Here is a 20,243-nt window from a genome sequence, read left to right as displayed (position 1 = left end):
GGGAGTCGCCATTGTAGAGCGTCGCAGCGTGTCACCACGCCGGTTCGCCGGGGTGCGCGCGCCCTTCAGTGCTCTTTTAATCGCGGCGGCCATCCCCAATTACCTCAGATCGCATCATCAGCCCCACTGCCTCAGGCAGGACCCAGGAGACCCCATGGCGCTTTACCAGATCGGCGACCTCGCCCCGACCATCCACAGCGATGCCTACGTGGCCGTCGAAGCCACCATCATCGGCAACGTGACGCTCAAGGCGCGCGCAAGCGCCTGGCCCGGCGTGGTGATCCGTGGCGACAACGAACCGATCGTGGTGGGCGAAGACACCAACATCCAGGAAGGCTCCGTGCTCCATACCGATCCGGGCGCGCCGCTGACGCTGGGCGACAAGGTGTCCGTCGGCCATCAGGCCATGCTGCACGGCTGCACCGTGGGCGAAGGGTCGCTGATCGGCATCCAGGCCGTGGTACTGAACCGCGCCGTGATCGGCAAGGAATGCCTGGTTGGCGCCGGCGCCGTGGTGACCGAGGGCAAGGTGTTCCCGGACCGCTCGCTGATCCTGGGCGCGCCGGCCAAGGTCGTGCGCGAGCTGACCGATGCCGACGTGGCCAACCTCTACCGCAACGCCGAGACCTACGCGAAGCGCCAGGCGATGTACAAGACCGACCTGAAGCGCATCGACTGATGACATACCAGCGCGCGGCCCCGCCCGCGCGCCCGCAACCCGCGCCTTACCGCTAGATAGATGACGAACGTGACCGCAACCTCGAATCCCGACACCCTTCAGAAATTCCTGTTCGACGCCGCCCCGGTGCGCGGCGAACTGGTCCGCATGGAGGCCACCTGGCAAGAGGTGCTCAACCGCCATGCCTATCCGGCGCCGGTGCGGCGCCTGCTGGGCGAGATGATGGCGGCAGCGGCGCTGCTGTCAGCCAATCTCAAGTTCAACGGGGCACTCGTCATGCAGCTGCATGGCGACGGCCCGGTGCGGATGCTGGTGGTGGAATGCCTGTCGGACCTCTCGATGCGCGCCACGGCCAAGATCGCCGAAGACGTCGAGATCGCCGACGACGCCACGCTCAGGCAGATGGTGAACGTGCACGGCCAGGGCCGCTTTGCGATCACGCTCGACCCGCAGGACAAGCTGCCGGGCCAGCAGGCCTATCAGGGCATCGTCCCGCTGTCGGACGAGCACGGCCCGCTGTCGTCGATCGGCGCGGTGCTGGAGCATTACATGCAGGCGTCCGAGCAGCTCGACACGCGCCTGTGGCTCGCCTCGAACGACCAGGTGGCGGCCGGCATGCTACTGCAGAAGTTGCCGTCGTACGGCGGCACGATGGAAGTGGGCGAGACCGGCGCGGCACTTGACGAGGCTGGCCGCGCGCAGGACCTCGACACCTGGGACCGCGCCTGCCAGCTCGGCGCCACGCTCAAGGAGGAGGAGTTGCTGGTGGAGTCGCCGGACACGCTGCTGCGCCGCCTGTTCTGGGAAGACCTGCAGGCCACCGGGCTGCGCGTCTTCGAGCCGATGACGCCGCATTTTCAGTGCTCGTGCTCGCGCGCCAAGGTGGCGGGCATGCTCCAGTCGCTGGGCCAGGCCGAGGTGGAGAGCATCATCGCCGAGCGCGGCCACGTGGAGATCCACTGCGACTTCTGCGGCCAGCGCTATGAATTCGACCCCGTGGACAGCGCCCAACTGTTCACCGCGCCCGTGGCCACCGGTGCCGGCGACGGCGCGCACCAGCAACACTGAGCCGCCCCCGCCCGGAATCCATGATTTGAGGACAACCGCCATGCAAGCCGACCATCGCCCCCGATCCTCCTGTTCCCGCCTCGGGCCGGCGGGCGCTGTGGCGATGCTGGCCATGGCGCTGCTGGCAGGCTGCGCGTCTCCCGTGCCGCGCGATATCAACGGCTCGCCGGCCACGGCCCGGCTGATGCCCAACGGCGTGCCGCCAGCACCGATCACGCCCGAGGAAAGCCAGTCGCTGACGCAACTGAACCAGCAGATCCTGCGCGACCAGGAAGCGGCCATCGCCCGGCAGCAGCAGGCCGAGGCATGGGCGTACGCCTATCCGAACACGAACTGGAGTCTGTACTACGGTGGGTGGGGTGGCGGCCGCTGGGGCGGCGGCGTGGGCGTGAGCAGCCCGGGATACTGGGGTGGCGGCTGGGGTGGCTACCCGTATGGGTGGTAGGCCGATAAACGCGTCGAAGCCGACTCAGTGACCGCCCTTGCCGGCAACGGAATTCGGCGGCGGCGGTAGCGGCGGCGTGGCGCTGACCTTCGGGGCCGGGGCCACGAACTGCACGAACACCTCGCTCTCCTTCACCATGCCCAGCTCGTAGCGGGCACGTTCCTCGATCGCACCGGTGCCGTCCTGGAGGTCGCTGACTTCCCCTTCCAGCTTGGCATTGCGAAGCTTGAGCGCCTGATTGTGGGTGGTCTGTTCCTGCACCTGGCGGTTCAGGTCCCATACGCGCAGCCAGCCGCCCTTCCCCAGCCAGAGCGGATACTGGATGGCGAGCAGCAGCACGAACAGCAGCAGGGAAATCAGACGCATTGGGGCAAATTGGATATCGTCAGATTGACGACCGCCACAATGATCCCTTATGCGGCCGAAGAATGCAAAATTATCGGCCTGAAAAAACGCAACACTCTGCAACACGAACGTGTCGCGGCGGGGGAGATCTCCCCGCTCCCGGGGCGGGAGGGGGAGATTCGGGACTTAGCGCAGGTTGTAGAACGCGCTCTTGCCCGGGTACGTAGCGATGTCACCGAGGTCTTCCTCGATGCGCAGCAGTTGGTTGTACTTCGAGATACGGTCCGAACGCGACAGCGAGCCGGTCTTGATCTGGCCAGCGTTGGTGCCCACGGCGATGTCGGCAATCGTGCTGTCCTCGGTCTCGCCCGAGCGGTGCGAGATCACGGCCGTGTAACCGGCGCGCTTCGCCATCTCGATGGCGGCGAAGGTCTCGGTCAGCGTGCCGATCTGGTTGATCTTGATCAGGATCGAGTTGCCGATGCCCTTGTCGATGCCTTCCTTCAGGATCTTCGTGTTGGTCACGAACAGGTCGTCACCCACCAGCTGGATGCGCTCGCCCAGCTTCTCGGTCAGCGTCTTCCAGCCTTCCCAGTCGCCCTCGGCCATGCCGTCCTCGATCGAGACGATCGGGAACTTGTCGCACAGGTTGGCCAGGTAGTCGGCGAATTGCGTCGACGACAGCTTCAGGCCTTCGCCTTCCAGCTGGTAGACGTCCTCGGCCTCGTGGTAGAACTCGGTGGCGGCGCAGTCCAGCGCCAGCAGCACGTCTTCGCCGGCCTTGTAGCCAGCCTTCTCGATGGCCTGCACCACCGTGTTCAGGCATTCCTCGTTCGACGAGAAATTCGGCGCGAAGCCGCCTTCGTCGCCCACGGCCGTGGACATGCCCTTGTCGGCCAGGATCTTCTTGAGCGCGTGGAAGACTTCGGCGCCGCAGCGCAGGGCTTCACGGAAGCTGGTCTGCGAGACCGGCATGATCATGAATTCCTGGATATCCAGGCTGTTGTTGGCGTGCGCGCCACCGTTGACGATGTTCATCATCGGCACCGGCATCTGCATCGCGCCCGAACCGCCGAAGTAGCGGTACAGCGGCAGGCCGGCTTCCTCGGCAGCGGCCTTGGCCACGGCCATCGACACGGCCAGCATGGCGTTGGCGCCCAGGCGGCCCTTGTTCTCGGTGCCGTCCAGCTCGATCAGCGTGCGGTCCAGGAACGCCTGCTCGGAGGCGTCCAGGCCCATGATGGCTTCGGAGATCTCGGTGTTGATGTGCTCGACGGCCTTCAGCACGCCCTTGCCCAGGTAGCGCGACTTGTCGCCGTCACGCAGCTCGATGGCCTCCCGCGAACCCGTGGACGCGCCCGACGGCACGGCCGCACGGCCCATCACGCCGGATTCCAGCAGCACGTCGCACTCGACCGTGGGGTTGCCACGCGAGTCGAGAACTTCGCGACCGATGATATCTACGATTGCACTCATATTTCCTCTCTGGACTGTTGAATCTGGTGACTGCGCAAGAATGCCCGCCAACCGTGACAAATCATGCCGACGATGGTCAGGCGCCCTCGACAACGATCATGTTCATCTTCGCCGCGTGCGCGCGCGACTCCCGCGCGGCCAGGTACTCCTCGCTCGCGTAGAAGGTCTTGGCGGCCTCATAGCTCGGGAATTTCAGCAGCACGACGCGCGTGGGCGCCCATTCCCCCTCGAGCGGCTCGGTCTTGCCGCCGCGCACGAGCACCTCGGCGCCGTGCGCCTGCATGGCGCGCGTGGAAAGCACCTTGTACTGCTCGTATTGCTGGGGGTCTGTCACGTCGACGTACGCGATGATAAAGCCGGCGGCCATGGGCGATCTCCGAATCTTTTGTATTGTCTTTCGATACGGCGCGTCACGGTCGGTGCAGGATGGACCATGCGGGCCGGAAACGATTCCGCCCGCGACAGGCGCGGGCGGTCATTGCCAACACTGGCTCAGGCGCAGGCCGGCCAGCTGAAGTTGTCTTCGAGGAAGCCGGCGCGCTTGGTCAGCGCATCGAGATCCTTGAGGACCGACAGCAATTCCTTCATCCGCGACAGCGGCACGGCGTTAGGGCCGTCCGACATCGCCTTGCTCGGGTCCGGGTGCGTTTCCATGAACAGGCCGGCCACGCCGGTCGCCACGGCGGCACGCGACAGCACCGGCACGAACTCGCGCTGGCCGCCCGAACTCGTGCCCTGCCCGCCCGGCAACTGCACCGAGTGCGTGGCGTCGAACACCACCGGGGCGGCGGTCTCGCGCATGATCGCCAGCGAGCGCATGTCCGAGACCAGATTGTTGTAGCCGAAGGAGACACCACGCTCGCAGGCCATGAACACGTCGTCGGGCAGACCGGCCTCGCGAGCCGCTTCACGCGCCTTATCGATCACATTTTTCATGTCGTGCGGCGCCAGGAACTGGCCCTTCTTGATGTTCACCGGCTTGCCGCTCTGCGCGCAGGCACGGATGAAATCAGTCTGGCGGCACAGGAAGGCCGGCGTCTGGAGCACGTCCACCACGGCAGCGACGGGCTTGATCTCGTCGATCTCGTGGATGTCCGTGAGCACCGGCACGCCGATCTCGCGCTTCACGGTGGCCAGGATCTCCAGACCCTTTTCCATGCCGAGACCGCGGAACGACTTGCCCGACGACCGGTTGGCCTTGTCGAACGACGACTTGTAGATGAACGGAATGCCCAGCGCCGACGTGATTTCCTTGAGCTGGCCGGCCGTGTCCAGCGCCATCTGCTCGGACTCGATCACGCACGGCCCGGAAATCAGGAAGAACGGCTGGTCGAGGCCGACATCGAATCCACACAGTTTCATGGCTGCTCCTTCTCTAGGCGCGCTCAGGCGGACTTGCCCTTGCGCTGCTGGCTGGCCAGCGCGCCTTCCACGTAGGCCTTGAACAGCGGATGGCCGTCACGCGGCGTGGACGTGAATTCCGGGTGGAACTGCACGCCGACGAACCACGGGTGGAGGCTCTCGGGCAGCTCCATCATCTCCGGCAGGTTTTCCGTCGGGGTACGGGCCGAAATGACCATGCCCGCGCCCTCAAGCTGCGGCACGTAGTGATTGTTGACTTCGTAACGATGGCGATGGCGCTCGTTCACTTCTTCGCCATAGATCTGGGCGGCCTTGGTGCCGGGCTTCACCGGTACGCGCTGGGCGCCCAGGCGCATCGTGCCGCCGAGGTCGGAATCGGCCGAGCGCTGCTCGACCTTGCCTTCGCGGTCCAGCCATTCGGTGATCAGCGCGACCACCGGATGCTCGGTCTCGAGGTTGAACTCGGTCGAGTTGGCATCGGGCATGTTCGCCACGTGGCGGGCAAACTCGATCACGGCCAGCTGCATGCCCAGGCAGATGCCCAGGTACGGCACCTTGTTCTCGCGGGCGTACTGGATCGCGCGGATCTTGCCTTCCGTGCCGCGCTTGCCGAAGCCGCCCGGCACCAGGATGGCGTCCAGCGGCTGGAGCACTTCCAGATGGCCGGATTCCAGTTCCTCGGAATCGATGTACTCGATGTTCACACGCGTGGCGGTATGCATGCCGGCGTGGCGCAGTGCCTCGATCAGCGACTTGTACGACTCGGTCAGGTCGACGTACTTGCCGACCATGCCGATCGTGATTTCGTGCTCGGGGTTTTCTTGCGCGTTGACCAGCTTCTGCCACATCGACAGGTCGGCCGGCTTCGGATCCAGGCGCAGTTCCTCGCAGATCAGGCGGTCCAGGCCCTGCTCGTTGAGCATCTGCGGGATCTTGTAGATGCTGTCGGCATCCCAGACCGAGATCACGGCTTCCTGCGGAATGTTGGCGAACAGCGAGATCTTGGCGCGCTCGTCGTCCGGAATCGGGCGGTCGGCGCGGCACAGCAGCGCCGTCGGCGAAATGCCGATTTCGCGCAGCTTTTGCACCGAGTGCTGGGTCGGCTTGGTCTTCAGCTCGCCAGCGCTGGCGATGAACGGCACCAGCGTCAGGTGCACGAAGGCGCAGTGGTTGCGGCCCATGCGCAGGCTCATCTGGCGTGCGGCCTCGAGGAACGGCAGGGATTCGATATCCCCCACCGTGCCGCCGATTTCCACCAGCGCCACGTCAGCCTTGCCCTCGTGCGAGGCGGCCGCGCCGCGCTCCACGAATGCCTGGATTTCGTTGGTGATATGGGGGATGACCTGCACGGTCTTGCCGAGATACTCGCCCCGGCGTTCCTTGCGGATCACCGATTCGTAGATCTGACCAGTCGTGAAGTTGTTCGATTTCCGCATCTTGGCGGAAACGAAGCGCTCATAGTGGCCCAGGTCGAGGTCGGTTTCCGCGCCATCTTCGGTCACGAACACCTCGCCGTGCTGGAAGGGGCTCATCGTGCCGGGATCGACGTTGATGTAGGGATCGAGCTTGAGGAGGGTGACTTTGAGGCCGCGCGACTCGAGAATGGCCGCGAGCGAAGCAGCAGCGATGCCCTTGCCGAGAGAAGAGACGACGCCACCGGTGACGAAGACGAATTTGGTCATAAACCGAGCTTGCCGGGGAAATCGGGATTATACATGAGCGGCCGTCCCGCGCGGCCCCGGAAATTGTGACAGCCGGGGTGAAACCCCGCGGGGTGCTACCCGGTTGCGCCGCATTGCACCTCCTTGCGCCCAATGCGCCGCACGGGCGCCGCCCTGCCCGCCTGCTAACCGGCGTCTACCGCGATTCCTGCCGGATCTTGCCGATCAGGTCACGCACCAGCGCGGCGGTTTCGAGCGGCTTTTCCATCGGATAAAGATGGCCGCCCTCGATGAAGCGCAGGTGCTCGCCCACCAGCCGGCGCGTGGCGCCCAGGCCGCACTGACGCACCTCGCGCGAGCGCGTGCCGGCGACGAAGCCCACCGGCACCGGCGCGCCCTGCGACACCTTGCGCCCCAGGCTGGTCGGCAGGGTCCGGTAGATCTTGTATTCCACCTCGCGGTCGAAGCGCAGCCGCCGCTCGCCAGCGTGGCCGGTCGGCTCGGTGCCATGCTCGGCGTAGTCGCTCAGGACCTCGGGGTCCCATATCGCGAAATTCTTCTTGGAGAGGAAGTGATGACGCACTGCCTCGGCGTCTGGCCAATGGGTGCGGCGGTTCTTCGTCACGGCCGCCGGACCAGGCTTTTCGTCGAGGCCGAATATTTGCGAGAAACGCAGCAGCCCGGCGCGCCAGCCGGCAATCACCGGCGAGTCGAGCATGACCACCCCGCGCACCCGCGCGGGCCGGCGCAGCGCGGCCATCAGGGACAAGAAGCCGCCCAGCGAATGGCCGACCAGCCACACCGGGCGCTCGGTGCCATCACGCGTGGCGCGGTCCAGCTCGTCTAGCAATTCCTCCACGAGATGCGGCCACTCGCGCGTGACCGGGTACCTCGGGTCATGGCCGTAGCGCTCCACGGCGCGGATATCGAAATCGTCTTCCAGTGCACCGAACAGCTTCCGGTACGTGCGCACCGGGAAGCCGTTGGCGTGCGAAAACAGCAGGATGTCGCGCATGCGGCGTCTTGGGAGGGTGGAATGCCGGGGAAGCGGCGATCAGTGTTCGCGGCGAGCCCGGACCGGCTGGCCCCAGCGGTCGGCGTCATCGCGCGCGAGCGGGAATTCCGCCGGCTCCGCCGCATCCCACTCGGGGTTGCAGATCTCGCCGAACACCTGGCGCAGGCGGTGGCCCCACGTGTCGCGAATCATGCGGAAGTAGGCGTTGCGTTCGTCGATACTGACGAAGCGAGTCACGCGCAGCGCGTCGGCCTCATAGACCAGCAGGTCCAGCGGCAGGCCCACGGAGATATTCGATTTCAGCGTCGAGTCCATCGAGATCAGCGCGCACTTGGCGGCCTCGCCCAGCGGCAGCGACGGCGACACCACGCGGTCGATGATCGGCTTGCCGTACTTGGCCTCGCCAATCTGGAAATAGCAGTTTTCCGGTGTCGATTCGACGAAGTTGCCGGCCGCATAGATATTGAACAGGCGCGGCCGCTCGCCGCGAATCTGACCGCCGAAGACCAGACTCACGTTGAATTCGATGCCGGCATCGCGCAGCGCATGGGCATCGCGCTTGTGCACGGCGCGCACGGCGTCGCCGACGATGGTAGCGGCCTCGAACATGTCCCGCGCGGTCCACAGCGAGCGCTTCTCGTCGCGGCCCTCTGCCAGGCATTGGCGCACCGACTGACTGATCGCGAGGTTGCCGGCGGTCATCATCACCATCACGCGGTCGCCCGGCTCTTCGAACACGGTCATCTTGCGGGCCGTGGAAATGGCGTCCACGCCGGCGTTGGTGCGGGAATCTGACAGGAATACCAGGCCGGCATCCAGCCGCATGGCTACACAGTACGTCATGGGAATCTTGTTGGTTTTGGCCGCGCGCCGGCTCGGCGGCGCGCTCAGGGGCAAGCTTGCATTCTAGCGCCCTAGCGCGGCGCGAGCCGCCTCGGCGGCATCGGTCGCTTCGAACGGCCGTCTGATGGAAAGGATTGCTGCCCGGGGTGGGGTCAGTCAGCGACCGGTACCGCTGGCATCGGCGGAATCGGGGTGATGGCGATCTCGACTTCCATCGTCTCGCCCGTCCCGCCCTCCAGAATGCCCCGAATTGGTGCAGCCGAGGCGTAGTCACGCCCCACGGCAAGGCGTACGTGACGGCCATCGGTCAGGCAACGGTGCGTCACGTCGATGCTGCACCAGAGCGCGCTGGCGGCGTCCAGGCAGACATCGGCCCAGGCGTGGCTGGCCATCGACGTGGCGGCCGGGTCATAGAAGTAACCACTGACATAGCGCGCCGGAATGCCGAAGGCGCGGCACGCGGCCACCATCACCTGCGCCTGGTCCTGGCAGACGCCGCTGCCGAGCGCGAAGGCATCGGCGGCGCTGGTACCGACGTGGGTGGTGTTGGCGCTGTAGCGCACGCGGTCCGCGATGCCATCGGCCAGCGCCAGCAACGCCGGCACGTCGTGGCCGGCGGCCAGGAACGGCGCGGCGAACGCGCGCAGCGCGGCCGGGGCCTGCGTGAGCGGCGTGGCGGCGGCAAAGTACAGGGGCGACACGCGCGACTCGCCGGCGTCCGGCTGGTCGTGGAAGCCATGGTGGCCGGGCGCCCCCGCTTCTTTTAGCGGCGCAATCATCACTTCCACTTCGCCAGTCGCCGTGATCGAAATCGTCTGGGCGGGGCCGGACAGCGTGAAGTTATGGACGATGTTGCCAAAGCCGTCGCGGGCCTCGGACAGGTTGCCGGGTGCGGTCAGCGTCCAGCCCTGCACGGACTGAAGTGGCCCCGAACGCGGCGCGAGCCGCAGTTCGTGCACGCTGCGGCGCACTGGCTCGGTGTAACGGTAGACCGTCTTGTGGTGGATCTTGTATTTCACGATAAGGCACGCGCCGCGGCGACCGGTGCCCGGCCCGCCACCCGCCCGATCCGGCAACGGTGTGGCGTTCCCGGCACCTCGTCAGGCAGCCAGCGGGACGAGGAAGTCCCGGCTGATGCCGTTGCCGAGATCGCCAATGCGCTCCAGGAAGCTGGTCAGGTAGGCGTGCAGGCCAACGGCGAAGATGTCGTCGATGCGCGCGTATTTCAGGTCGGCGTGGAGTTTACCAGCCTGGCGCTCCGTCTCCGACGACTGCTGGTTGGCCACCAGCGCGAGAATGGCGACCACCTCGTCCATGCTCGACACCAGCGAGCGCGGCATGTCCGGCCGCAGGATCAACAGCTCCGCCACGCGTTGCGGCGTGATCACGGCGCGATAGATCTTGCGATACACCTCGAAGCCGGACACCGAGCGCAGCACGGCTGCCCAGTGATAGAAGTCGTTCTGCTCGCGGTTCAGGTCATCGTTCTGCAACTGGCTCTGGGACTGCCCGCTACCGTCCTGGGACTGGGATTGGGACTGACTCCGGAATCCCCCGCCCTGGCTCTGGCTCTGCGATTGGCCGCCCTGGAAAGCGAGATCGTCCTCGTCGCGCCGGCCGGAGGCCTGGAACTTGACATCGAGGATCCGCGCGGTGTTGTCCGCCCGCTCCAGGAAGGTGCCGAGCCGCATGAAGTGGAAGGCGTCGTCCTTGAGCATGGTGCCGAACTGCACGCCACGCGCCAGATGCGAGCGGAACTTGACCCATTCGAAGAAGCGGGACGGGTCGTCGCGCAGCTCACCCTCGGCAATGATGCGCTGCACATCCAGCCAGGTGGTGTTCAGCGTCTCCCAGACCTCGGTGGTCAGCGAGCCGCGCACCGCGCGGGCGTTCTCGCGCGCCGCGCGCAGGCAGCTCATGATCGACGACGGATTGGTCATGTCGCGAACCATGAAGTCGATCACGTCGTCGCGGTGCAGCAGCCCGTACTTGTGGTCGAAGGCGTGGGTCAGCTCGGAAATATCGAGCATCGCCCACCAGCCCTGCTCGGCCACTTCGGCGGACTGCGGCAGCAGCGAGGTCTGGTAATTGACATCGAGCATGCGCGCGGTGTTCTCGGCGCGCTCGGTATAGCGGGACATCCAGAACAGATGGTCGGCGGTGCGGCTCAACATGATGGGTTCTCCCGGCGATCGGCGTGTTCCATGGCTCAGCGCTCCAGCACCCAGGTGTCCTTGGTGCCGCCCCCCTGAGAGGAGTTGACCACCAATGACCCTTCGCGCAGCGCCACGCGGGTCAGCCCGCCCGGCACCATGCGCACCTCCTTGCCCGACAGCACGAACGGCCGCAGGTCGATATGGCGCGGCGCGATGCCCGACTCCACATAGGTCGGGCAGGTGGACAGCGCCAGCGTCGGCTGGGCGATGTACTGCTCGGGGCGCGATTTCACCACCTCGCGGAACTGGTCGATCTCGGCGCGCGTGGCCGCCGGTCCGACCAGCATGCCGTAGCCGCCCGCGCCGTGGGTTTCCTTGACCACGAGGTCGGCCATATGGTCGAGCACGAACTGGAGATCGTCCGGGCGCCGGCACATATAGGTCGGCACGTTGTTGAGGATGGCCTCCTCGCCCAGATAGAAGCGGATCATGTCCGGCACGTAGGGGTAAATCGACTTGTCGTCGGCCACGCCCGTGCCGATGGCGTTGCTGATCGTCACATTGCCGGCCCGGTAGACCGACAGCAGCCCGGCCGCACCGAGCGCCGAATCTGGACGAAATGCGAGGGGATCAAGGAAGTCGTCATCCACGCGCCGGTAGATCACGTCGATGCGCTGCGGCCCCTGCGTGGTCCGCATATAGAGGTGCTCGTCCTCGACGAACAGGTCGCTGCCCTCCACCAGTTCCACGCCCATCTGTTGAGCCAGGAATGCATGCTCGAAGTACGCCGAGTTGTACATGCCCGGCGTGAGCACGACCACGGTGGGATCGGCGATGTTCTGGGGCGAGACACTGCGCAGCATGTCCAGCAGCAGGTCGGGATAGTGCGCCACCGGCGCCACCCGGTTGCGCGCGAACAGCTCCGGGAACAACCGCATCATCATCTTGCGGTTTTCCAGCATGTACGAAACGCCGGACGGCACCCGGAGGTTGTCCTCGAGCACGTAGAACTCGCCCTCGCCGGCCCGCACCACGTCGATGCCGGCCACATGGGCATAAATGTCGCGCGGCACATCCACGCCGAGCATCTCCGGCCGGTATTGGGCGTTGTTGTAGATCTGGTCGGGCGGAATCACGCCGGCGCGGATGATGTCCTGGCCGTGGTAGATATCGTGGATGAACCGGTTCAGCGCCGCCACGCGCTGCCGCAGGCCGCGCTCGAGCGTGGCCCAATCGCTGGCCGGGAAGATGCGCGGAATCACATCGAACGGAATCGTGCGCTCGGTGCCGCTGTTCGACTCGTCCTTGTCGCCGTAGACGGCAAAGGTAATGCCCACGCGCCGGAAGATAAGGTCCGCCTCGGCGCGTTTGTTGTCCATCGTCGAACCGGACTGCCGCCCGATCCAGTCCGCAAAATTGCGGTAGTGGGCCCTGACCGCCCCTGACGGCAGCGTCTGTCCGGCCTCGATGGCCGCCACTGCTCCGTCCTCCCGCCCTTCCAGCATCTCGTCGAAAAACCGCGCCGCCATGATGGCCGCTCCTTCGTGAAATGGGCGCCCGCGCCGGCCTCGTACTGACCGTGCCGTGCCGTCTCCCCGGTCGCCCGTTTGTCGATGCCTTGTCGAGTTGGCTCTTTCAGCATATCCGCACCGGCAAAACCCGCAAGGGTCACGCGCGCCGGCACGCGAATCGGTTTAGCAAGATGCTTGCCAGCCAGGCGCCGCCGAAGGCACGGCGCCAAGGGCTGGCTGGCGGCTTCAGGTCAGTTCAGATCAGGCGGCGGGCTTGCCGGAGCAGGCGGCCGACTCGGGCGGGCACTTGTCCAGGATGTCCTGGACCAGCGCCTCGGGCGTGCGGCGGATGTCCAGCACCAGCGCGTCGCGTGGCTCCTCGAGGGTGTCGAACTGGCTTTGCAGCAGCGCCGGGTTGAAGAAATGGTCCGTGCGCGCCGACAGCCGGCTGCCGATGGTGCCGGCGTCGCCCTTCATGAAGACGAAGGTCACACCGCCGTCGGGCGGGGTCAGGCGGTCGCGGTAGGTCTGGCGCAGCGCCGAGCAGGTGAAAACGTGGGTGCGGCCCTCGGCCCGGGCGGTGTCGATGGCGGCGCGCATCGCGGCCAGCCAGGGCCAGCGGTCCTCATCGGTCAGCGGAATGCCGTTGTGCATCTTGGCCTTGTTGGCCTCGCTGTGGAAGGCGTCGGCATCGTGGAAGCCGCAATGCAGCTGGCTGGCCAGCAACTGGCCGACCGTGGTTTTCCCGCTGCCGGAAACGCCCATCAGGATATAGATCATGTCTGCTCCGTCGATCATGGTCGGATGGTCGGGCCATCCTTGTCGGTAGCCTTCGGGCGCGAAAGACGTGGCGCGAAGGTGCACCGCGGCATGGAGATACCTGGCCGCGGCGATTGCTGAAAATCGTAAAACGACTAAACGACGACTAAGTGCGTGCAGGGCAAGTTGGGCGCCCGCCTATTGTGCGACCACGCCGGCCGTTTGGACAGCGGGCGCGGCGTCGGCCTCGGACAAGTCCAGGGCGCTGCCGCCTTCTTCGGCGATCCGGGCATGGCGCCGGAACAGTCCGAACAGGCCGCGCCCCATGCTGAAGCGCGCAAAATCGTCGTCCGGCGCGGTCGCCGGGATGCGCGCGGCGAATTCGGCGTGCGCGGCGGCATCGCCGACCAGGGTCAATGTGCCGGCTACGGCATCCACACGAATCCAGTCGCCATCGCGCACCCGCGCCAACGGGCCGCCTACAAGCGCCTCCGGACCCACATGAATCACCGCCGGTACCTTGCCGGACGCGCCCGACATGCGGCCATCGGTCACCAGCGCCACCTTGTGGCCAGCATCCTGCAGTGCGCCGAGTGCCGGCGTGAGCCGGTGCAACTCGGGCATGCCGTTGGCGTTCGGCCCCTGGAAGCGGACCACCGCCACCACGTCGCGATTCAGTTCGTCGGCCTCGAAGGCGGCTTGCAGCGCCTCCTGGGAGTCGAACACGCGGGCCGGGGCCTCCACGATACGGTGCTCGTCGGCCACGGCCGACACCTTGATCACGCCCCGGCCGAGGTTGCCGGCCATCAGGCGCAGCCCGCCCTCCTTCGAGAACGGCGCCGACGCCGGTGCCAGCACGGCGGCATCGCCACTCGTGGTCGGACCGTCGCGCCAGCGCAGCGCGCCGTCGGTCATCACCGGCTCCTCGGTGTAGCGCGCCAGCCCTTGCCCCATCACGGTCTGGACGTCCTCGTGCAGCAACCCGGCTTCGAGCAGTTGGCCAATCACATAGGCCACGCCGCCGGCGGCGTGGAAGTGGTTCACATCGGCCGAGCCGTTCGGATAGACGCGCGCCAGCAGCGGCGTGACCGCCGACAGGCGGTCGAAGTCATTCCAGTCGATGACGATGCCGGCGGCACGCGCCATGGCGACAAGGTGGATCGTATGGTTCGTGGAACCGCCCGTGGCCAGCAGGCCGACCATGGCGTTGACGATGGCCCGCTCGTCCACGATCTGGGCGAGCGGCGTGTACGCGTTGCCGCGCGCGATCAGCGCCAGCGCGCGCTGTGCCGCGGCCGCCGTCAGCGCATCGCGCAGTCCGCTGTCCGGGTGCACGAAGGCCGAGCCCGGCATGTGCAAGCCCATGATTTCCATCAGGAACTGGTTGCTGTTGGCCGTGCCGTAGAAGGTGCAGGTGCCGGCGCCGTGGTAGGCGGCGCATTCGGCCTCCAGCAAGACATCGCGACCAACCTGACCCGTGGCGTAGAGCTGGCGCACGCGCGCCTTTTCCTTGTTCGAGAGACCGGTCGCCATCGGCCCAGCGGGCACGAAGACGATGGGCAGGTGGCCGAACTGGAGCGCCCCCATCAGCAGGCCCGGCACGATCTTGTCGCACACGCCGAGCATCAGCGCGGCATCGAAGGTGTTGTGCGAGAGCGCGACCGCCGTACCCATGGCAATGGCGTCGCGCGAGAACAGCGACAGCTCCATGCCAGCGTTGCCTTGCGTGATGCCATCGCACATCGCCGGCACGCCGCCCGCCACCTGGGCCACGCCACCCACCGCTCGCGCCGCCTCGCGAATCACGTTCGGATACCGCTCGTACGGCTGGTGGGCCGACAGCATGTCGTTGTACGCGGTGACGATGCCGAGGTTCGGGGCGTGCTCGACGCGAAGCTTGAGCTTGTCGTCGGCCGGCAGCGCGGCGTAACCGTGCGCCAGATTCGCGCACGACATGCCGCGCAGCGGGCCGAGTTCCCGCTGTGCCCGCTCGCAGCGCGCCAGATAGGCGGCGCGGCTCGCGCGGCTGCGCTCGACAACGCGTTGCGTAACGGCCGACACCTCGGCGTGAACGGATTGGGTCATGGCGACAATGTTCCTCGTGGGGAGCGCCGGGCAAAGAACCGCCCGTCGATATGTAGATTTTCTACATTATAGCCTTGGCCTCCCGCCTGCCGGAAGCCGCTTTCTCGCGAAAATATGATGCTGTCGACGCAAATACGGGAAAGCCCTAAGGGAGCAGGCCCACGATTCCCGATCGATCCCCATGTCATTCTGTGTAGAATCTCTACATCTTCAATCCCCAGAATGGCCACGCCGATGGCCAACCGAGACCCGCACCGCCATGCGCGACCGAATCCTTGCCGTCTACGACACGCTCCGTCCGTCCGAACGCCGTCTGGCTGACTACGTCACCCGCCACGGCGCCAGCGTGATTCGCCTGTCGATGCCCGAACTGGCCGAACGCGCCGGCGTCTCGCAGCCGACCATCGCCCGCTTCTGCGCCGCGCTGGGCTACGACGGCTTCAAGGAGTTCAAACTCCAGTTCGCCCAGAACCTGGGCGGCGGCACGCCGTTCGTCCACCAGGACGTGGAGGCCGACGACCGCCCGGCCGACATCGCCGGCAAGGTCTTCGACCGCACCATCGCCACACTGATGGCGGTCCGCAACGCGCTGTCGGCCGACCAGATCGAGCACGGCATCCGCCTGCTGGCCAGCGCGCGCCGCATCGAGTTTTATGGCTGCGGCAACTCCGGCATCGTCGCGCTCGATATCCAGCACAAATTCTTCCGCCTAGGCATTCCCACCACGGCCTACTCGGACCCGCATGTCTTCAGCATGTCCGCCGCGTTGCTGCGCCCTGGCGACGTGGCGGTGCTGGTCTCCAACAGCGGCCGCACCTGGGACATGCTGACCGCCGCCACGCTCGCCCGCGCCAGCGGCGCAAGCGTGCTGGCGCTGACCCACAGCGGCTCGCCGCTGGCCCGGCTGGCCGACGTCTGCGTGTTCTCCGACGTCGAGGAAGACAGCGAGGTCTACACGCCAATGACCTCCCGCATCAGCCACCTCGTACTCGGCGACGTGCTCGCTGCCGGCGTGGCGCTGGAGCGCGCTGACACCGTCGCGGCCGGCCTGCAACGTGCCAAGGCGCACCTGCGCGAGCGCCGCATCGGCGGCGCCGCGCCTGAGGCGCCGGCGTCCCGCGAAGCGGTGGCGGCTGCCACCGGCGGCACCGGCGGCACCGGCGGCACGGCCAAAACCCCGGCGACCAAGACGCCGAAGACCGCGCGCGCCGGTTCGCGCAGCTGACGCCTCCCGCCCTCCCGAGACAACCCGGGCTGGCGCCGACGCCTAACGCGGCGCCGCCGGTGCATCGCGCCAGTACCGCCGCTCCCGCTGCCGGAATGACGAAATCGCCAGTCGCGGCCCCGCCGTGACGATCGACACCGCGCCCGTTTCATCCGTCCGATACCGCGCGATGCCTTGGCGCCCATACCGCCGCCAGACATCGTCGCGCGGATGCCGGTAGCGGTTGCCATATCCGAGCTGAAACACCGCCGCCTCTGGCTGCACCGCACGCAGGAACGCCGCGCCCGACGACGTGCCGCTGCCATGGTGCGGCACCAGCAGGACATCGGCACGCAGATCCTCCGGCGGCACCGCGGCAATCAACCCCTGTTCCTCGCGCACGCCAATGTCGCCAGTCAGCAGCAAGCTGCGGTGCGCCGTGGCCACGCGCAACACGCAACTGCGTGCATTGCTCGCCAGCCGCGCGCTGCCGAGGTCCGACACTGACGGATGCAGGATGACGAAGCGCACGCCATTCCACGTCCATGCCGCGCCAGCCTCGCATGGCTGCCATGGCGCAGCATTGCTCGCCACGCCGCCTTTTGTCGGCGCCGATCCGATCAGGAGCCCGTGATCGAGCGGCGCCCCCGTCAGCCGCCGCCCCACCGGCACCGCGGCCAGCACCTCGCGCACGCCGCCGGCATGGTCCGCATCTTCGTGACTGACCATCAGCGCATCGAGCCGCCGCACGCCCATCGCCCGCAGCCACGGCACGATAACTTGCCCGCCGGCACTGGCCCCTGACGGGTATCCCGGCCCCGTGTCATAGAGCAGCGCATGCGCCTTGGTTTCGACCAGCACCGCCGTGCCCTGCCCGACATCGAGCGCCGTGACACGGACCTCCCCTTCCGGTACGGGCGTCCGGCCCGCCAGTAGCATCGGTATCATCAGCAACGCCCCACACCAGCGTGGCGGTGCGCGCACCGCCGGACACGTACGCCGTGCGGGCCGAGCAGGCCGCGCGCCGCGCAAAGGCGTTGCCGCCCGAACATCCGGCGCCCGCTCGCGAGGCATCAACACGAACACCACCCCGGCAGACGCCAACACCATCCAGACGGGTCCCGCCTGCGCCGCTTCCCAAACGGCCCACGCTGGCGCCGCAAGCCAGGCGAGCGCATCGGACAACCACGTCATCGTCGTATGCGCGACCGCCAGCAGCGGCCTGGCCACAATCACCGGCAGCACAGCACCCGCCAGCGCCAACGGCGTGACGAGCAAGCTCACCACCGGAATGGCGACAGCATTGGCAAGACAGGACACCACCGACACCTGCCCGAACAGCAGCAGCGTCAGCGGCACGAGCCCGACTGTCACCGCCCACTGCGTGCGTGCGGCGCCCGTCAGCGTTGCCCCCACAGCCGCCCTCGCCCTGTGCCACCGCCCCTCTGCCCTAGCCCGCTGCGGCGGTTCCCGCGCGGCAAGAAAGATCGCCGCCACCGCACCGAATGACAGCCAGAAACCGGGCGACATCACGGCCCATGGGTCAATCGCCACCGCCACGCCCGCCGCCCACGCGAGCACGACCGATGCCGGCGGCGCCCGGCCACTCCACAATGCCAGCGCCGCCACGGCGAGCATGCACACGGTTCGCATCGCCGGCACCTGCATCCCGGCGATCAGTCCATAACCCAAGGCGGTCAGTATCGCCACCACGAGCGCCGCCTGCTGCGCCGGCCAGATCAGCGGCAAGGGCCGGCGCAGCCGCCGCCCCGGCCCGAACGACCTCCGCCACAACCCCAGGGCCAAAGCGCCAGCTGCGCCCGAGATCATCGTGATGTGCAAACCGGAAATGCTGACCAGATGGGAGATGCCGGTCCGTCGAAACACCTCCCAGTCCTCGGTGGCGATACCGCGCTGGTCGCCGATCACCAGCGCCACGAGCACGGCCCCGAAGCGCGCATCCGGCGGCAGCGCCGCACGAAGCCGGTCCCGCAAGCCCGCCCGCCACGCCTGCACCTGAATCGCCCATGGCAACGGCCCCGCCTCCGCCTGCGGCTCGCCGTCCCGCACATAGCCCGTCGCACCGATGCCCTCGCCCAACAGCCAGTACGCGTAGTCGAAGCCATATGGATTGGCCAGCCCGCGTGGCCGCCGCAGCCTGACCGTCAGCCGATAGCGCTGCCCCGGCTGCAACGCCTCCGGCGGATCGCGCCAGGTGAGCAAAACCCGTGGCGGCAGGCGCGCCTCATGCGACCCGCTTACCGCGAACAGGAAGCGCGTGCCCTGGCTTGCCGCATCGGGCAGCCCGGCAACCATGCCCTGCAGCGCGATGTCACGCCCCGCCAGCGCGGGGTCCAGCCAGTCCACCATCCTGCTGTCGGCGCGCCATGCCGCCCACCCGAACCCCGCCGCGCACGCGAGCGCCACCACCGCCGCGCGCCACATCCACCGCCTGACAACAGGCGTATCCCCATGACGACAACGCACGACGTACGTCAGCGCCGCCACGCCGATGGCCCCCGTCAGCGCCTGCCACCACCACCGCCACGCCGACGGCAATACGGCCTGCTGCTGGAGCCACCAGCAACCAGCGACGAACGCCATCAGCACAGCTCGCATCACACCTCCGGGACAACGCTTTCCGATGGCGTATTTGTACTGTGCGCGATGGCGCCAAAACGTTAACGAATGATGTGTTTTTGTGGAAGTTTGTTAAAACGGCGGCCGGCGTCTTGCCACGCGTTCAGCGCGGCGCCATGATGTCTGCAAACGCCGCCAGACGCGGCAGCGCCGCCACCGAGTTGCGCCACATGGCCTGCGCCAGTTCAGCTTCCGGCACGCCACGCAGTTCGCCGAGTACTCGCGCCACGCCCACCACCTCGCCCGGTGTGTTGCGCGCTTTGTGCTGCTCGCCGAACTGGTCGTCGGAGAGCCAGGCCGGCGCGATGTCGGGCGCGTCGGTCTCGAGCACGATGGCCTCGAGCGGTAATTCCGCCGCAAGCCGGCGGATCTGTTTGGCGCGAGAGAAGGTCAGGTTGCCGCCGAAGCCGAGCTTCATGCCGTGCTCGACATAGCGGCGCGCCTGTTCGTGGCTGCCGTTGAAGGCGTGTGCAATGCCCTGCCGCACGCCCACGCGGCGCAGTTGCGCATAGACTTGGTCCTGCGACTTGCGCACGTGCAGCAGCACGGGAAGATCGAAGTCGCGCGCGATCTTCACCTGCTCGGTGTAGAGCCACGTCTGATGGGCGACGTCCAGACCCGGGACGAAGAAGTCGAGGCCGATTTCGCCGATGGCGACGAAGCGCGGATCGTCCATCGACGCGGCTACCTGGCGTCGCAATTCGTCCAGATCCTGCTGCCCGGCGCCAGGTGTGCAGAGGGGATGGATGCCGAGCGCGTAGACACAGGGGGCGCCGTCCGCCTCGGTGCCGGCATGGGCCAGCGCGCGCACGGCATCGAAGTTGGACACCGCCACGGCAGGCAGCACAATGCCCGAGACGCCAGCCTCGGCCGCCGCGCGCGTGACGCCCGCGCGGTCGCTATCGAACTCGCTGGCGTCGAGGTGGCAGTGGGTATCGATCCACATGGTGGGGGCGCGGGGCGGTGGGTCGGTTGGGGTGAGGACCGATGTCCG

18 protein-coding genes are annotated in these 20,243 nt (G+C 67.2%); 4 read left to right on the top strand and 14 right to left on the bottom strand.

The genetic code is table 11. The annotated features are described in order from the left end of the window. Positions 1-154: 154 nt before the first annotated feature. The 3 genes from BM115_RS08525 (at position 155) to BM115_RS08515 (ending at position 2,192) form a co-directional block, all read left to right on the top strand. On the top strand, positions 155-679 hold the full coding sequence (locus tag BM115_RS08525; protein ID WP_092292639.1) for a gamma carbonic anhydrase family protein: 525 nt from the start codon (positions 155-157) through the stop codon (positions 677-679). Between the two features lie 60 nt (positions 680-739). After that, complete coding sequence (locus tag BM115_RS08520) at positions 740-1,747, top strand: Hsp33 family molecular chaperone HslO (RefSeq protein WP_177219876.1); 1,008 nt, start codon at positions 740-742, stop codon at positions 1,745-1,747. 103 nt (positions 1,748-1,850) lie between these two features. Then, a complete protein-coding gene (locus tag BM115_RS08515) occupies positions 1,851-2,192 on the top strand; it encodes a hypothetical protein (RefSeq protein WP_369823395.1) in 342 nt (113 codons plus the stop codon). Between the two features lie 24 nt (positions 2,193-2,216). Here the strand turns inward: BM115_RS08515 and ftsB are convergent, their stop codons facing one another. The 12 genes from ftsB to edd all read right to left on the bottom strand — a co-directional run bounded on the left by ftsB (position 2,217) and on the right by edd (position 15,405). Continuing rightward, on the bottom strand, positions 2,217-2,558 hold the full coding sequence (ftsB, locus tag BM115_RS08510; RefSeq protein ID WP_092292635.1) for a cell division protein FtsB: 342 nt from the start codon (positions 2,556-2,558) through the stop codon (positions 2,217-2,219). A 165-nt stretch (positions 2,559-2,723) separates the two neighbouring features. Next, the gene (eno, locus tag BM115_RS08505; RefSeq protein WP_092292633.1) at positions 2,724-4,013 is read right to left on the bottom strand and encodes a phosphopyruvate hydratase; all 1,290 of its coding nucleotides are present in this window, start codon (positions 4,011-4,013) and stop codon (positions 2,724-2,726) included. A 76-nt stretch (positions 4,014-4,089) separates the two neighbouring features. Next, positions 4,090-4,380 carry a DUF1330 domain-containing protein gene (locus BM115_RS08500; protein ID WP_092292631.1) on the bottom strand — a complete coding sequence of 97 codons (291 nt, stop codon included), beginning with the start codon at positions 4,378-4,380 and terminating at the stop codon, positions 4,090-4,092. A gap of 125 nt (positions 4,381-4,505) precedes the next feature. After that, positions 4,506-5,375: a 3-deoxy-8-phosphooctulonate synthase gene (kdsA, locus tag BM115_RS08495; RefSeq protein ID WP_092292629.1), complete on the bottom strand. Its 870-nt coding sequence runs from the start codon at positions 5,373-5,375 to the stop codon at positions 4,506-4,508. Between the two features lie 23 nt (positions 5,376-5,398). Continuing rightward, the gene (locus tag BM115_RS08490) at positions 5,399-7,057 is read right to left on the bottom strand and encodes a CTP synthase (protein ID WP_092292627.1); all 1,659 of its coding nucleotides are present in this window, start codon (positions 7,055-7,057) and stop codon (positions 5,399-5,401) included. 175 nt (positions 7,058-7,232) lie between these two features. Further along, positions 7,233-8,051 carry an alpha/beta fold hydrolase gene (locus tag BM115_RS08485; protein ID WP_092292625.1) on the bottom strand — a complete coding sequence of 273 codons (819 nt, stop codon included), beginning with the start codon at positions 8,049-8,051 and terminating at the stop codon, positions 7,233-7,235. A gap of 39 nt (positions 8,052-8,090) precedes the next feature. Next, positions 8,091-8,894 (bottom strand): proteasome-type protease, encoded by an 804-nt coding sequence (locus tag BM115_RS08480; protein ID WP_177219875.1) that lies wholly within the window; start codon positions 8,892-8,894, stop codon positions 8,091-8,093. 152 nt (positions 8,895-9,046) lie between these two features. Next, positions 9,047-9,913 carry a transglutaminase family protein gene (locus BM115_RS08475; protein ID WP_092292621.1) on the bottom strand — a complete coding sequence of 289 codons (867 nt, stop codon included), beginning with the start codon at positions 9,911-9,913 and terminating at the stop codon, positions 9,047-9,049. A gap of 81 nt (positions 9,914-9,994) precedes the next feature. After that, complete coding sequence (locus BM115_RS08470) at positions 9,995-11,068, bottom strand: alpha-E domain-containing protein (protein WP_092292619.1); 1,074 nt, start codon at positions 11,066-11,068, stop codon at positions 9,995-9,997. Between the two features lie 35 nt (positions 11,069-11,103). After that, positions 11,104-12,579: a circularly permuted type 2 ATP-grasp protein gene (locus tag BM115_RS08465; RefSeq protein ID WP_092292617.1), complete on the bottom strand. Its 1,476-nt coding sequence runs from the start codon at positions 12,577-12,579 to the stop codon at positions 11,104-11,106. Positions 12,580-12,822: 243 nt separating this feature from the next. After that, complete coding sequence (locus tag BM115_RS08460) at positions 12,823-13,341, bottom strand: gluconokinase (protein WP_092292614.1); 519 nt, start codon at positions 13,339-13,341, stop codon at positions 12,823-12,825. 177 nt (positions 13,342-13,518) lie between these two features. Beyond that, on the bottom strand, positions 13,519-15,405 hold the full coding sequence (gene edd, locus BM115_RS08455) for a phosphogluconate dehydratase (protein WP_092292612.1): 1,887 nt from the start codon (positions 15,403-15,405) through the stop codon (positions 13,519-13,521). Between the two features lie 259 nt (positions 15,406-15,664). Between edd and BM115_RS08450 the strand changes: the two genes are divergently transcribed. Then, positions 15,665-16,630 (top strand): MurR/RpiR family transcriptional regulator, encoded by a 966-nt coding sequence (locus tag BM115_RS08450; RefSeq protein WP_255370743.1) that lies wholly within the window; start codon positions 15,665-15,667, stop codon positions 16,628-16,630. A gap of 42 nt (positions 16,631-16,672) precedes the next feature. On the opposite strand, the gene BM115_RS08445 is transcribed toward BM115_RS08450, so the two are convergent. Continuing rightward, a complete protein-coding gene (locus tag BM115_RS08445; protein ID WP_092292610.1) occupies positions 16,673-19,228 on the bottom strand; it encodes a DNA internalization-related competence protein ComEC/Rec2 in 2,556 nt (851 codons plus the stop codon). A gap of 124 nt (positions 19,229-19,352) precedes the next feature. After that, positions 19,353-20,195 (bottom strand): TatD family hydrolase, encoded by an 843-nt coding sequence (locus BM115_RS08440; protein WP_092292608.1) that lies wholly within the window; start codon positions 20,193-20,195, stop codon positions 19,353-19,355. Positions 20,196-20,243 lie beyond the last annotated feature (48 nt).

Origin of the sequence: Cupriavidus sp. OV096 (assembly GCF_900115455.1) — a bacterium.
Lineage (GTDB): Bacteria > Pseudomonadota > Gammaproteobacteria > Burkholderiales > Burkholderiaceae > Cupriavidus.
The sequence above is the reverse complement of the archived record's forward strand: the minus strand, read 5'-3'. Positions and strand labels throughout refer to the sequence as shown.